The sequence below is a fragment of the Sphingobium sp. genome (assembly GCF_032153725.1).
GTDB lineage: Bacteria > Pseudomonadota > Alphaproteobacteria > Sphingomonadales > Sphingomonadaceae > Sphingobium.
The window spans coordinates 1-13812 of record NZ_JALDYQ010000041.1; the positions used below are offsets into that span (position 1 = coordinate 1).

Genomic DNA, 13812 nt, shown 5'->3' on the forward strand with positions numbered 1-13812 from the left:
CAATTCGGTGATGTTGATCTGCACCGCAGCCGCCGGCTTCCCCAGCCGCTCGACAAGCGACTGGGTGACGTCGGCGACGATGGCCGCCTTCTGCTCACGGGTGGCGTTTCCGGCCAGACGGATGTCGACAAAGGGCATCTGTTCTTACGCTTCCTCGTCTTCGAACCAGTGAGCGCGGGCGGCCATGATGATCTCATTGCCCTGCTCTTCATTGAGGCCATATTCGGCGAGAATCCCGCCCTTATCCTCTTCCTTGTTCTCACGGCGACGGCGTTGGTCGACGCGCTTCTTGGCGATCAGCTCGTCGGTGGCGAGGTCGGCCAGATCGTCCAGCGTCTTGATGCCCGCCTTGCCCAGCGTCACCAGCATGGCTTCGGTGAGGTGTGGCATGTCAGCGAGCGCATCCTCGACGCCCAAAGCCTGACGCTCCTCGCGAGCGGCAGCTTCGCGGCGGTCGAGCGCTTCCTGCGCGCGGCTCTGCAATTCGGCGGCGAGGTCTTCGTCGAAGCCCTCAATCGCGGCCAGTTCCTCGACGCCGACATAGGCGACTTCTTCCAGCTCGCCAAAGCCTTCGGCCACCAGCAGCTGCGAGAGGGTTTCGTCCACATCCAGCTCATTCTGGAACAGTTCGGAGCGGGTGACGAATTCCTTCTGGCGCTTCTCGCTCGCGTCAGCCTCGGTCATGATGTCTATGGCCTTGCCGGTCAGCTGCGAGGCCAGACGGACATTCTGGCCGCGACGGCCAATGGCGAGCGACAGCTGATCGTCGGGGACGACGACTTCGATGCGTTCCTCTTCCTCGTCGATGACGACGCGGGCGACCTGCGCGGGCTGAAGCGCGTTGACGACGAAGGTTGCGGTATCTTCCGACCAGGGGATGATGTCGATCTTCTCGCCCTGCATTTCCTGCACGACGGCCTGCACGCGGCTGCCCTTCATGCCGACGCAGGCGCCGACGGGATCGATGCTGCTATCGCGGCTGATGACGCCGATCTTGGCGCGGCTGCCCGGATCGCGGGCGGCGGCCTTGATCTCGATCACGCCGTCATAGATTTCGGGCACTTCCTGCGCGAACAGCTTCTTCATGAATTCGGGATGCGCGCGGCTGAGGAAAATCTGCGGACCACGGTTCTCGCGGCGCACGTTCAGGATCACCGAGCGGATGCGGTCGCCGACGCGCACCACTTCACGGGGAATCTGCTGGTCGCGGCGGATGACGCCTTCGGCGCGGCCCAGGTTCACCACGACATGACCGAACTCGACCGATTTCACGACGCCAGTGATGATCTCACCCACTCGGTCCTTGAATTCCTCATGCTGGCGCTCCCGCTCGGCGTCGCGGACCTTCTGGAAGATCACCTGCTTGGCCGACTGGGCGTCGATGCGGCCGAGGTCAATCGGGGGCAGCGGGTCGACGATGAAGTCGCCGATCACGGCGTCCTTCTTGAGCTTCTGGCCCTGACGCAGATCGACCTGCTTGAAATAATCGTCGACCGCCTCGACCACTTCGACCACGCGCCACAGACGCAGGTCGCCGGTGTCCGGGTCCAGCTTGGCGCGGATATCGTTTTCGGCGCCGTAGCGCGCACGGGCAGCGCGCTGGATCGCGTCTTCCATCGCCTCGATGACGATCGCCTTGTCGATCATCTTCTCGCTGGCGACGCTGTTGGCAATCGCGAGCAGCTCGGCCTTGTTGGCGGAAATGGCGTTGGCCATGACAGTTAAACCCTTATTCTTCGGTGTCGAACTCGTCCGCCCCTTCGGAGGAAAGCGGCATGCTAGCAGAAATCAGTGCATCGGTCAGTATCAGCTTGGCATCCCCGACCAGCGCAAAGGGGATGACGACATCGCCGGCCTTGGCGTCGGTGAAGAGGATATCCTCGCCCTCGATGCCGTTCAGCACGCCGCGGAAGCTCTTGCGGCCCGAGACGGTTTCGGTGGCGGCGATCTTCGCCTCATGTCCGGCCCATTCGAGGAAATCGGTGAGGCGGGTCAGCGGGCGGTCGATGCCGGGCGAGCTGACTTCCAGGCGATAGGCTTCCTCGATGGGGTCGGCTTCGTCCAGCACGTCCGACAGGCGGCGGGAGATGGTGGCGCAATCCTCGATCACCAGCTGCTTCGTTTCCGGACGCTCGGCCATGATCTGGAGCGTATATTCATCACCCGAACCGAAGAGCTTGATGCGCACGAGGTCGAAGCCAAGGGCCTTCACCTCCGGCTCGATCAGGGCTGTCAATTCGGCGATGTCCGCCATGGATTCTCCAAAACACAAATATGCAGCTTCCGGCCGCCGCAGGCGTTCCCGCCCGCGACCCCGACATGTTTGACGATGTAAGGAAGCAAGGGCGATATAGGGGCGATGCGGCAAAGCTGCAACAACATTTGTTCCAGAGCATTTTCATGCCCGAAACGGAAGGAGACGATATGCGCCATTTTGCCATGCGTAAGGTGTTATGGCTCAATCTGAAGGCCGACCTGCGGGACGTGGGCGCGCGAATCCGGGAGGTGGAGCAAGTGCCTGATGACGCGCGCTGGCTGCTGGAGGATGATGAAGACGGGTCGCATGGACAGTTGTTGAAGCTGATGCCTGCGCAATTCCAACGCGCAAGCCACGATCGGCCTTTCAAATTCCATTAACCTCTGTCGCCTACCGCCATAGGGTTACAGGGGGAATTTTCATGCTGCGTATCTTGCTGCCGGTCGGTCTTCTGGTCCCCGCGATCATTTATTTCGGTGGCTTTCTCAGCCCCGGTTATTCGCGCGATGTGGAACGCCCCGTCGCGGATGTGATGAATACGCTCGAAGGGTTGGACGTGAGAAAAGAACCGGGTTCGCCCGGCACCGATCCGTCGCGATCTGGCGGCGTTACACCCAATTTTAAACTGGAACGCGAACCGGGTAAGATGACATGGATGATCATGGCCGGGGACAAGGTCGCGACCCGCATGATCGCCACGCTCGAACCGCTCAAGGATGGCGCGGCGACGCGCATTCGTGCTTCAGTCGAGCGCGGCGACGCACCGGATGATATTGTGTCCCCCGCCTTCCGATCCGAGAAGATTATTTTGGGCCTGTTTGCCGCCGCGTTGGAAACGCAGATCAACAAACTGACGCTCGGCTGGGGACCGCAATGCGACAAGCTGATGGAGGAATTCGTCCAGGGCGGCCCAGCCCGATCGGACGATCGCTCGACATTGGGCAGCGCGATCGGCGCAACGGCAGGCAACATCATGCGGATCGGCGCATTCGACACCAAGCTGCGCAGCGCGGGCTGCGATCCTGCGCAGCGTCCGCAGAACGCGCCGATGGCAGTGTCCGATACGATGGGACCAGCGACCACGCAGGATGGCGCCTCTCGCCGTGACGAGGTTCAGTTCGAACCGGGCAAGCCGATGATCGATCCGACTGTTCACTGAAACGAAAAAACGGGGCCTCCCCGGCCCCGCTTCTCTTATACCAGCCGGCTCTGCTTGACCGCCGCTTCGATGAAGCTGGCGAACAGCGGATGCGGATCGAAGGGCTTGGACTTGAGTTCCGGATGGAACTGCACGCCGACAAACCAGGGATGGTCCGGCCGCTCGATAATTTCCGGCAGCGTGCCGTCCGGCGACATGCCCGAGAAGATCAGGCCGCCCTTCTCCAGCGATTCACGATAGCCCGCGTTCACCTCATAACGATGGCGGTGCCGTTCGCTGATGTCGGTCGCGTTATAGATGCCCGCAACCACGCTGTTGCCGGTGAGCTTCGCCGGATAGGCGCCAAGCCGCATCGTGCCGCCAAGGTCCGTTTCGGCGGTGCGCTTTTGCAGGCCTTCCTTGCTCATCCATTCGGTGATGAGGCCGACGACCGGCGCGCTGGTTTCGCCAAATTCGGTGGTCGAGGCATGCTCTATCCCCGCCGTGTTCCGCGCGCCTTCGATGCAGGCCATCTGCATGCCGAGGCAGATGCCGAAAAAGGGCACATTGCGTTCACGGGCGAACTTGACCGAGGCGATCTTGCCCTCCGACCCGCGCACGCCGAAGCCGCCGGGGACGAGGATGCCGTGCATCGGTTCGAGGCTGGCGACAAGGTCTTCGCCCTTCTCGAACAGCTCGGCGTCGATCCACTTGATGTTGACCTTCACCCGGTTGGCAAGGCCGCCATGGTGCAGCGCCTCATGCAGCGACTTATAAGCGTCAAGCAGGCCGACATATTTGCCGACCACGCCGATCGTCACTTCGCCCTCGGGATTGAGCTGGCGGTCCATGATGTCGTCCCAACGTTCCAGCCTGGGCGCAGGCGCATCCTTGATGCCGAAGGCGCGCAGCACCTCCTCATCCAGCCCTTCGTCATGATATTGCTGGGGCACGGCATAGATGCTGCTGGCGTCGAGCGCGGGAATCACTGCTTCGGGGCGGACGTTGCAGAAGAGCGCGATCTTCCCGCGCTCGCTCTCCGGCAGCGGATGTTCGCAGCGGCAGAGCAATATGTCGGGCTGGATGCCGAGCGAGGTCAGTTCGCGCACGCTGTGCTGGGTCGGCTTGGTCTTCAGCTCGCCCGCCGCCGCGATATAGGGCACCAGCGTCACATGGACGAAGATCGACTGGCCGCGATCGAGGTCGTTATGCAGCTGGCGGATCGCCTCCATGAAGGGCAGCGATTCGATGTCGCCGACCGTGCCGCCAATCTCGCACAGGACGAAGTCGAGGTCTTCGGTGTCCGCCAGGGCGAAGGCCTTGATCTCATCAGTAACGTGCGGGATCACCTGCACCGTCGCGCCCAGATAGTCGCCGCGCCGCTCGCGCTGGATGATGGTCTGATAGACCCGTCCTTGAGTCACATTGTCCGACTGGCGCGCCGAAACGCCGGTGAAGCGTTCATAATGGCCCAGATCGAGGTCGGTTTCCGCCCCGTCATCGGTCACATAGACTTCGCCATGCTGATACGGGCTCATCGTGCCCGGATCGACGTTGAGATAGGGATCGAATTTCCGAATGCGCACACGGAAACCTCGCGCCTGCAACAGAGCTGCAAGCGAAGCGGCCATCAGGCCCTTGCCAAGCGAGGAAACCACGCCGCCGGTGATGAAAATATACCGCGCCATGGGAGAAGAGGCTTAGCCTTTTACAAACGAGTTGGGCAAGCGCGCGAATCATCGCGCGTGCTAAAAAAGATCGAAATGACCGTTAAGCGGCTTAGTTCGCGAGCGGAACCGCGCCGTTTGCAGCGTTGCTGCTCGCCGCGCCAGCCAGCGGATCATTGCTGGTCGCGGGCGCCGGAGCGCTTGCAGGCGATGCCGGAGCCTGCTTGACGAGCGAGGTGTCGATGTCGCTCGGACGATGCTGGACCGAGGCGATGACGGCCAGAACGACCGACAAAGTCACGAAGATGCTGGCGAGAATCGTGGTCGAGCGGGTCAGGAAATCCGCCGCGCCGCGCGCCGACATGAACCCCGCCGGGCTGCCGCCGACGCCCAGGCCGCCGCCTTCCGACTTCTGCATCAGGATGACGGTGACGAGCAGAGCAGCGACGATGGCCTGCACGACGAGAAGGAAGGTGAACATGGGGCGAACTCTGTCCGGTAATGGGGTGCGTTGCCGCGCACATAGCGACGATAGGGCGCGGGGGCAACCGGGGGCGGACCTATCTTCTCCCCTCCCGCAAGCGGGAGGGGGTAATTCCGGTTACGCCGCCGCCGCGATGACAGGGGCGAATTTCTCCGCCGTCAGGCTCGCGCCGCCGATCAGGCCGCCGTCGACATCGGCCAGCGCCAGAAGCTCCGCCGCATTGTCGCCGTTCATCGATCCACCGTAGAGGATTCGCATCGCATCCGCCTCAGCCCCGATCCGGCTGGCCAGCGCGGCGCGTAGCGCAGCATGCATGGCGGCGACCGCTTCCATGGTCGGGATTCGCCCCGTGCCGATCGCCCAGATCGGTTCATAGGCGATCGACAGCCAGTCCGCCGCCGCGCCTTCGGGAAGCGAGGCCAGCAATTGCGCCGACACCACCGCTTCGGCATTGCCCGCATCGCGGACGTCCAGGCTTTCGCCCACGCAAAGGATGACCTTCAGCCCCGCCGCCTTCGCCGCCAGCGCCTTGGCCGCGACATCGGCGTCGGTTTCGCCCTGATCCTGCCGCCGCTCGCTATGGCCGACGATGGTCCAGCTTGCACCTGCCTCCGCCAGCATGGCCGCGGAAAGGCAGCCGGTATGCGCCCCGCTGTCCTGCATGTGGCAATCCTGAGCGCCCACGAAGGCCGCGCCCTTCACGCCGTCCGCCGCCGCGATCAGCGTCGCGGGCAGGCACAGCCCGATCTCCACCGCCGGATATTCGCGCGCGAGGGCGCCAATGGCCTCCACTTCGGCCAATTGGGCGCGGAGGCCGTTCATCTTCCAGTTGCCGACAACCAGCTTTCGCCTGCTCATCGAGAGGTTTCCCCTTATGGTTATTGCTGCACGTAGCCCTCCGGCACCGCCCATGGCCGCAAGGCCACTCTCCTTGGGTTGCGCTGTCGGGTTGGCGGAGCCGATGAACGGCGCACGGTCATTTGTCCAGCCTTGGCCCCCTCGCGCCCCTTGCCCGCGCGACGATCCGCCCTTAAAGCGGGCCGCCATCAAAGCCGCATCATACGGACTTTCCTCCATGCTTTCAGTCTTTCGCCGTTTCATCCATTCCAAATTCGGCGCTTTCGCGGCCCTGATCTTCCTGGGGATCGTCGCGGCGGCCTTCATCATGGGGGACATCACCAGCGGCAAGTTCGGCACCTCGCTCGGCGCTGGGGAAACGGCGGCGAAAGCGGGCGGATCGCGCCTGACGATGACGGAATTTCAGGACCGGGTGCAGCGCGTGTTCGAAAATGCGCGCCGCTCCAATCCAGGCCTGCAGATCGGCAGTTTCCTGGCGCAGGGCGGCGCGGCGCAGGTCTATGACCAGCTGGTCGCATCGATGACGCTGAAGGAATATGCGGGCGATCAGAAGGTGCATATCTCCAAGCGTCTGGTCGATGCCCAGATCGCGCAAATTCCCGCCTTTCAGGATGCGGCCGGCAATTTCAGCCAGGACAATTTCCGCCAGCTCCTGCTGCGCGAGCGGATCACCGAACAGGCGCTGCGCGACGATATCAGCCGCGAAATATTGGAACGGCAGATGCTGGCCCCCCTGGGCCTGGGCGTGAAGCTGACCGACTCCATGGTGTTGCCCTATGCTTCGCTGCTGCTGGAGGCGCGTCAGGGAACGATCGCGGCGATCCCGGCCAGCGCGTTCCAGGACATCAAGGACCCGACCGACGCGCAGCTCAATGATTTCTACAAGGCGAACGCCGCGCGCTACACGATTCCGGAGCAGCGTCGCATCCGCTATGCCGTGATCGATGCCGAGCGCTTTGCCCAGGCGGCCCAGCCGACCGATGCGGAGATCGCCACATATTACAACCAGAACAAGGCCGCCTATGCCGCCAGGGACAGCCGCAGCTTCGAACAGCTGATCCTGCCGACGCAAGCCGGCGCCAAGGCGATCGCCGATCAGGTGAAGGGCGGAAAGTCGCTTGCCGCCGCTGCCCAGGGCGCTGGCCTGTCCGTTTCCCAACTGGCCGACCAAAGCCGCGAGGGACTGACCGCATCATCGTCGGCTGCCGTCGCCAATGCAGGCTTTTCCGCCGGACAGGGCGAACTGGTCGGACCGATGCGCGGGGCGCTGGGCTGGGTGCTGCTGCGCGTCACGGCGGTCAGGACCACGCCCGCCCGGGCGCTGACGGCGGTGCGGGACGAAATCGTCACCACGCTGCGGGCGCAGAAGGAAAAGCGGCTGCTCAATGACTTCACCGGCAAGATCGAGGATCAGATCGCCAATGGCGGCAGCTTCGAGGAAGTCGTCAAGGACAACGGCCTGAAGCTGGAAACCACGCCCTTCCTGCTGGCGTCCGGCAAGCAGGTCGAAAATGCCGCCTATGAGGCGTCCGCCGATGTAAAGCCCTTGCTGACTCCGGTTTTTGCGATGAGTCAGGATGATGATGCGCAGCTGATCCCGATTGCCGCCGACAAGCGTTATGCGCTGGCTGCGCCAGGCGACATCCAGGCGGCCGCGCCGCCGCCGCTCGCCAAGATCAGGGCGTTGGTGGTGATGCAGTACAAGCTCGCCCAGGGCAATGAGAAGGCGAAGGCACTGGCCGAACAGATCCGCGCGAAGGTCGCCAAGGGAGTGAAGCTGGATGAAGCGATCGCCACTGCCGGCATCGCGCTGCCCAAGCCGCAGGTCGTGGGCGGCCGCCGCGCCGATATCCTGCGAGACGGGCAGCGGCCGCCGGCCGAGGTCGCCATGCTGTTCGCCATGGCGCAGGGCAGCGTCAAGGCCGTGCCCGCCGGGCAGGACCGTGGCTATTTCGTGGTGCAGTTGAACGGTATCAAACGCGGTGACGCGGGCAGCGACAAGGCGCTGCTCAATCAGGTCCGCGATCAGCTGAGCGATGTCGTCGGTCAGGAATATGGCCAGCAGTTCGAGCGCGCCGTCGAGAAGGAGCTGGGCGTCAAGCGCAATGCCGCTGCCGTCGCCAGCGTCCAGCGCGCTCTCGCCAACGCCAATAATGGCGGCCAATAAGGTGACGGTTGCTGCGGGAGCGCCCAGGATGGACGGCATCGACAGCGCGCGCAAGGCGCTGGCGGCGGGGCAATCCGCGCTGGTGTGGCGGCGCCAGATCGCCGACACCGACACGCCGATTTCCGCCGCGCTCAAATTGTTCGAGGCCGATCGCGGCGACTTCCTGCTGGAATCGGTCGAAGGCGGCGCGGTGCGGGGCCGCTACAGCCTGATCGGGCTTGCCCCGGACCTGGTGTTCCGGGCGCAGGGTCACGCGGCGGAGATCAACCGCCGATGGGCCACCGACCGGAACGCGTTCCAGCCAGAAGGCATGGACGCGCTCGATGCGTTGCGGGCGCTCGTCGCGGAATGCCGGGCGGAACAGGATGCTGCGCTGCCCCCCGCCCTTGCCTGCCTGGTCGGTTATTTCGGCTATGAAACGGTCGGACTGGTCGAAAAACTGCCGCGCCCCGCCGACAATCCGATCGGCGTGCCCGACATGCTGTTCGTGCGGCCGACGGTGATTCTGGTCTTCGACCGGCTGGCCGACGCGCTCTATCTCGTCGCGCCGGTGTGGAAGGGCAGCTTTGCCGATGCCGACCGCGCCGTTGAACAGGCGCTGGAGCGGATCGACGCGGTCGCCGCGCGGCTGGCGGCGCCGCTCCCGGTCCAGACTGCCCCGGCGGAAATTACCGATGTTGCGGTAACGCCGGTGCTGGAGCCGGGCCGCTATGCCGCCATGGTCGACAGGGCGAAGGATTATATCGTCGCGGGCGATATTTTTCAGGTGGTGCTGGCGCAGCGCTTCACCAGCCCCTTCACCCTGCCTCCGATCGCGCTCTATCGCGCGCTGCGGCGGATCAACCCCTCGCCCTTCCTTTATTATCTCGACCTGCCCGGCTTCGCGCTGATCGGATCAAGTCCGGAAATATTGGTGCGGGCTCGCGACGGCGAAGTCACGATCCGGCCGATCGCCGGCACTCGCCCGCGCGGCAAAAACGCGGTCGAGGATGCCGCCAATCGCGAAAGCCTGCTTGCCGATCCCAAGGAACGGGCAGAGCATCTGATGCTGCTCGATCTGGGTCGTAACGATGTGGGCCGGGTCGCAGCGGCGGGCAGTGTCACCGTGACGGACAGCTATACTGTCGAATTCTACAGCCATGTCATGCACATCGTTTCCAACGTGGTGGGACGGCTGGCACCGGGCAAGGATGCGCTGGACGCCCTGTTCGCGGGCTTTCCGGCGGGCACCGTCTCGGGCGCGCCCAAGGTGCGGGCCTGCGAAATCATTGCGGAGCTGGAACCGGAGACGCGCGGCGCCTATGCCGGCGGCGTCGGTTATTTCGGGCCGGACGGCAATATGGACAGTTGCATCGTCCTGCGCACGGCTGTCCTCAAGGACGGCGTGATGCATGTTCAGGCAGGCGCCGGAATCGTGGCGGATTCGACGCCGGAATATGAACAGCGCGAATGCGAGGCAAAGAGCGGCGCGCTGCTCGCCGCCGCGCGGGAAGCGGTGGCGCTGGCCCGCGAGGCGGGGTTCGGGCAGTAGGGCAGGCTTGGCTTGCCCGAACAGAGCCACGCTGCCCGAACTCAGTCAGCCGTCGTCGGATCGATCGTCGCGCGTATCCGCGCAATGCTGTTGGCCGGAAAACCGGCCATCTCCGCATGCTGGCGAATCATCTCTTCGCTGGGCGCGCGATAGATGCAGTAGATTTTGTCGTCCGTCACATAGCTGTGGACCCACTGGATGTCCGGGCCAAGCTCGCGCAGGACATTGCAGGACCCCTGTGACGCGCCCCTGAGTTGCTCGCCCGACAACTGGCCCACGCCGGGCATATCCCGTTCGATCACATATTGCGGCATAGCCTCCTCCTCTGCTGAAGATCGTGGGACATTACGCCTTTCACGCCACGGGTTCGAGAGGCGATATCCGGGCAGGCGTCAGTGGGTCACATGACACGCCGGGCCCGACCGAGAACGCGTACCCGTCCCCCCGGCCCTCAACCGCGCGCCATTCCCGTCATGGGATGGGACGTCACCGGATAACCCAGATGCGCGGGAATGCAGAGATGATGCTGGCCATCCCGTTCCTCAATCCTGGGCGTCACCTTCTCCACCGGGATGGATGCGGCATGGGCGGCGATTTCATCGAAACTGGCGAATTGGGCCAATCGCTCCAGATTGCAACGGGTCGGAAAGATGACGTGCCCGTCCCCATTGTCGCACCGGACAAGGGTGTCGGCCGCCCCGCTCCAGAACAACCGCACATTTTCCGTGCGGTCGACCGTCGCTTCCTGTTCATCCGGCGCGCGAACGAGGTAGAAGCGCGTGTCGAAAACCTTGTGGACCGGTTCCTTCACGGCGGGGTGCCAGCGCGCGAAGGGAAGCAGCTGGCCAAGATCGGGTTGCAGCCCATGCACATCCAGCACCGCGGCCATGGAAGCCCCCTGCGCCAGCGCGTCGCGCATGGCCCCGGCCTGCTCCATCCCGACGGGACGATCAAGGGCAACCGCGAGCCCGCTTTCCTCCAATGTTTCCCGGATGGCGGCGATACGGGCGGCCGCCTCGTCCCGCTCAAGATCGCCGCCAATCATCGCAGCCAGCGCATGATCGCCCTCGTCCACCGCGCCGCCGGGGAAAACCAGCGCGCCGGCGGCAAAAGCCATGCTGGACGCCCTTTCCATCATCAATATCTCGGGCGAGGCAGCGAGCCGATCGCGCAAAATGATGACCGTGGCGGCAGCACGGCCCGGGATGAGCATTTCCGTCATGAAACCGCCATAGGCTTTGCAGGCGCCAGCGGTAAAGTCCCTTCCCCTCAATCAGGGCCGGGTGATCGTCGCAGAAGGACGCAGGCGGAATTTGATATGCCTATTTCTTATCACGAAATAAGATGATACATATGCATCATGTCAAATGACGACGCCACCCTCTGGCTTGCGCTGCTTCATCAGCTTCCCGCGAAGCCACCCTATCTTCGGGTGAAGCTCTGGCGGCGGTTGCAGGCGATCGGCGCGGTGCCGCTCAAAAATGCTGTCCACCTCTTGCCGCGCGCGCCGGAAGCCGAAGCCGCTTTCCGCGATCTCATGAAAGAGATCACGGCCAGCGGTGGCGAAGCGACATTGATCGAAGCGCATCTGCTGGCCGGCCAGTCCGACGGTGATGTGCGGCTACTGTTCGATACCGCGCGGGACGCCGATTATGACGAGATCGCGCAGTCGGCGCGTCGCCTGCTGGACACCGGGCCTGCGAGCGGCCCCGACATCGCCCGGCTGCACAAGCGGCTGGAGGAAATCGGCAGGATCGATTTCTTCGGCGCGCATGGGCGACAGGAGGCGGAGGCCGCGCTCGCGGAGCTGGAGCGCCAGCGCTATCGCCATCCCGATGTCCGCCGCACCGAGCCGTCTTCCGACCCATCCGAGCCGCTCGACCTCACCGGCCGCATCTGGATCACGCGCAGCGGCGTCCATGTCGACCGCATCGCATGCGCCTGGCTGATCCGCCGCTTCATCGACCCGGAGGCGCGATTCAAATTCGTCGATAGCCGCAACCATGAACCGGCGGAGGGCGAATTGCGCTTCGACATGGTCGATGCCGAATTCACCCATGAGGGCGATCGGTGCAGCTTCGAAACCCTGCTGCTGCGCGCGGGCCTGACCGACGATCCGGCGCTGGTCGCGATCGGTGAGATCATCCACGAGCTGGACATTGGCGACGGCAGGTTCGCGCGCCCCGAAACGCCCGGCGTCGGGGCGATGCTGTCAGGCGTCTGCGCCTCGACCGATGATGACCTTCAACGCATCGCCTCGGCAAGCGAGGCGCTCAACCAGTTCCATGCCTTTTTCAGCAACAGGAAAACGGATCGATGACGGCCAGCGGCTCCTCCATCACGCCTGCGAAGGCCCCTTCCACCTACGATCATGGCATATCGCTGGGCGACGCCACCCGCGTCTGGGCGCGGATCGCGGCGCTCAGCTTCGGCGGCCCGGCCGGGCAGATCGCGGTCATGCACCGCCTGCTGGTCGAGGAGAAGCGCTGGATCGGGGAGGAGCGGTTCCTGCACGCGCTCAACTATTGCATGCTGCTGCCGGGACCGGAGGCGCAGCAGCTGGCCATCTATATCGGCTGGCTGCTGCACCGGACCAGGGGCGGGCTGATCGCGGGCATATTGTTCGTGCTGCCCGGTTTCCTTGCGATTTTGGGCCTGAGTTACATCTATGTCCTGCTCGGTCATGTGCAGCTTGTCGAAGGGCTGTTCTTCGGCCTGAAGGCGGCGGTGCTGGCGATCGTGGTGCAGGCCGTGGTCAGGGTCGGCGGGCGCGCGCTCAGGAACAACGTCATGCGCGGGATCGCCGCGGCTGCCTTCGTTGCGATCTTCTTCCTGGGCGCGCCCTTTCCGCTGATCGTGCTGGCGGCGGGCCTGGGCGGCTTTATCGGCGGACGCAGCGGCCTGCCCGCGTTCAAGGGCGGCGGCGGTCATGGCCCGGCGGGCGGCAATGTCATCCATGACCGCGACACCGCGCTGGGCGAGGAACTGCCCGATCATGCCCGACCGCATCCCGGCTGGTCGCTGCGCATTTCGGCGCTGTTCCTCATATTGTGGCTGGGGCCGGTGCTGGCGCTGTTCCTCATCCTGGGGCCGGACAATGTGTTCACGCATATCGCCAGCTTCTTCAGTCAGATGGCGGTCGTCACCTTCGGCGGCGCCTACGCGGTACTCGCCTATGTCGCGCAGGAGGCAGTGGGCAGCTTTGGCTGGCTGCGGCCGGGCGAGATGCTGGACGGCCTTGGCATGGCGGAAACGACGCCGGGGCCCCTCATCATGGTGACGCAGTTTGTCGGCTTCCTCGCCGCCTTCCGCGCTTCCGGGGTGCTGCATCCGCTGGTCGCGGCGACGCTGGGCGCGATCCTGACGACGTGGGTCACCTTCGTCCCCTGCTTCCTCTGGATTTTCGCAGGCGCCCCCTTCATCGAGCGGCTGCGCGGCAACCCGGCGCTGTCGGCGGCGCTGACCGCGATCACCGCCGCCGTGGTCGGCGTGATCCTGAACCTCGCCATATGGTTCGCCATCCACACCCTGTTCGGGCAGGTTCAGCGGATTGGCGGGGTCGATCTGCCGGTGCTCTCAAGCGTCAACATTCCGGCGCTGCTGCTGTCGATCGGCGCGATGATCGCGGTGTTCCGGTTCAGGATCGGCGTTCTGCCCGTGCTGGGCGCATGCGCAGCGTTCGGCGCGGCCTATGTCCTCCTCGCCTGAAG

General features: G+C 64.4%; 15 protein-coding genes. 6 read left to right on the forward strand and 9 right to left on the reverse strand.

The annotated features are described in order from the left end of the window. The 4 genes from RUH75_RS13945 to RUH75_RS13960 all read right to left on the reverse strand — a co-directional run. The coding region (locus RUH75_RS13945; RefSeq protein WP_313807023.1) for a tautomerase family protein at window positions 1-138 on the reverse strand (138 nt) is incomplete at its 3' end. Between the two features lie 6 nt (window positions 139-144). Then, window positions 145-1716 carry a transcription termination factor NusA gene (gene nusA, locus RUH75_RS13950; protein ID WP_313806943.1) on the reverse strand — a complete coding sequence of 524 codons (1572 nt, stop codon included), beginning with the start codon at window positions 1714-1716 and terminating at the stop codon, window positions 145-147. 13 nt (window positions 1717-1729) lie between these two features. Further along, window positions 1730-2254 (reverse strand): ribosome maturation protein RimP, encoded by a 525-nt coding sequence (rimP, locus tag RUH75_RS13955; protein WP_313806945.1) that lies wholly within the window; start codon window positions 2252-2254, stop codon window positions 1730-1732. After that, window positions 2233-2433, reverse strand: coding sequence for a hypothetical protein (locus RUH75_RS13960; protein ID WP_313806947.1), 201 nt, complete (start codon window positions 2431-2433; stop codon window positions 2233-2235). The genes rimP and RUH75_RS13960 overlap by 22 nt, the downstream gene beginning before the upstream one ends. A 6-nt stretch (window positions 2434-2439) precedes the next feature. Between RUH75_RS13960 and RUH75_RS13965 the strand changes: the two genes are divergently transcribed. Together RUH75_RS13965 and RUH75_RS13970 are read left to right on the forward strand one after the other, a co-directional pair. Continuing rightward, window positions 2440-2637: a hypothetical protein gene (locus RUH75_RS13965; RefSeq protein ID WP_313807033.1), complete on the forward strand. Its 198-nt coding sequence runs from the start codon at window positions 2440-2442 to the stop codon at window positions 2635-2637. A gap of 41 nt (window positions 2638-2678) precedes the next feature. After that, complete coding sequence (locus tag RUH75_RS13970) at window positions 2679-3416, forward strand: hypothetical protein (RefSeq protein ID WP_313806949.1); 738 nt, start codon at window positions 2679-2681, stop codon at window positions 3414-3416. 35 nt (window positions 3417-3451) lie between these two features. Here RUH75_RS13970 and RUH75_RS13975 read toward each other — a convergent pair whose 3' ends face one another. From RUH75_RS13975 to tpiA, 3 genes are all read right to left on the reverse strand, one after another. After that, on the reverse strand, window positions 3452-5083 hold the full coding sequence (locus RUH75_RS13975; RefSeq protein ID WP_313806951.1) for a CTP synthase: 1632 nt from the start codon (window positions 5081-5083) through the stop codon (window positions 3452-3454). 91 nt (window positions 5084-5174) lie between these two features. Continuing rightward, complete coding sequence (gene secG / locus RUH75_RS13980) at window positions 5175-5543, reverse strand: preprotein translocase subunit SecG (protein WP_313806954.1); 369 nt, start codon at window positions 5541-5543, stop codon at window positions 5175-5177. Window positions 5544-5663: 120 nt separating this feature from the next. Continuing rightward, window positions 5664-6404 (reverse strand): triose-phosphate isomerase, encoded by a 741-nt coding sequence (gene tpiA / locus RUH75_RS13985; protein ID WP_313806956.1) that lies wholly within the window; start codon window positions 6402-6404, stop codon window positions 5664-5666. A gap of 217 nt (window positions 6405-6621) precedes the next feature. On the opposite strand from tpiA, the gene RUH75_RS13990 reads away from it, so the two are divergent. Further along, a complete protein-coding gene (locus RUH75_RS13990; RefSeq protein WP_313806958.1) occupies window positions 6622-8571 on the forward strand; it encodes a peptidylprolyl isomerase in 1950 nt (649 codons plus the stop codon). Window positions 8572-8599: 28 nt separating this feature from the next. Beyond that, window positions 8600-10102 (forward strand): anthranilate synthase component I, encoded by a 1503-nt coding sequence (gene trpE, locus RUH75_RS13995; RefSeq protein WP_313806960.1) that lies wholly within the window; start codon window positions 8600-8602, stop codon window positions 10100-10102. A gap of 41 nt (window positions 10103-10143) precedes the next feature. On the opposite strand, the gene RUH75_RS14000 is transcribed toward trpE, so the two are convergent. Next, window positions 10144-10416, reverse strand: a complete 273-nt coding sequence (locus RUH75_RS14000; RefSeq protein WP_313806962.1) for a DUF4242 domain-containing protein — start codon at window positions 10414-10416, stop codon at window positions 10144-10146. Window positions 10417-10553: 137 nt separating this feature from the next. Beyond that, window positions 10554-11324, reverse strand: a complete 771-nt coding sequence (locus RUH75_RS14005; RefSeq protein WP_409592360.1) for an NUDIX domain-containing protein — start codon at window positions 11322-11324, stop codon at window positions 10554-10556. Window positions 11325-11462: 138 nt separating this feature from the next. Here RUH75_RS14005 and RUH75_RS14010 point away from each other — a divergent pair, with 138 nt between their 5' ends. Both RUH75_RS14010 and chrA read left to right on the forward strand, forming a co-directional pair. After that, window positions 11463-12422, forward strand: a complete 960-nt coding sequence (locus RUH75_RS14010) for a chromate resistance protein ChrB domain-containing protein (protein ID WP_313806964.1) — start codon at window positions 11463-11465, stop codon at window positions 12420-12422. After that, complete coding sequence (chrA, locus tag RUH75_RS14015) at window positions 12419-13810, forward strand: chromate efflux transporter (protein WP_313806966.1); 1392 nt, start codon at window positions 12419-12421, stop codon at window positions 13808-13810. The genes RUH75_RS14010 and chrA overlap by 4 nt, the downstream gene beginning before the upstream one ends. Window positions 13811-13812: the final 2 nt, after the last annotated feature.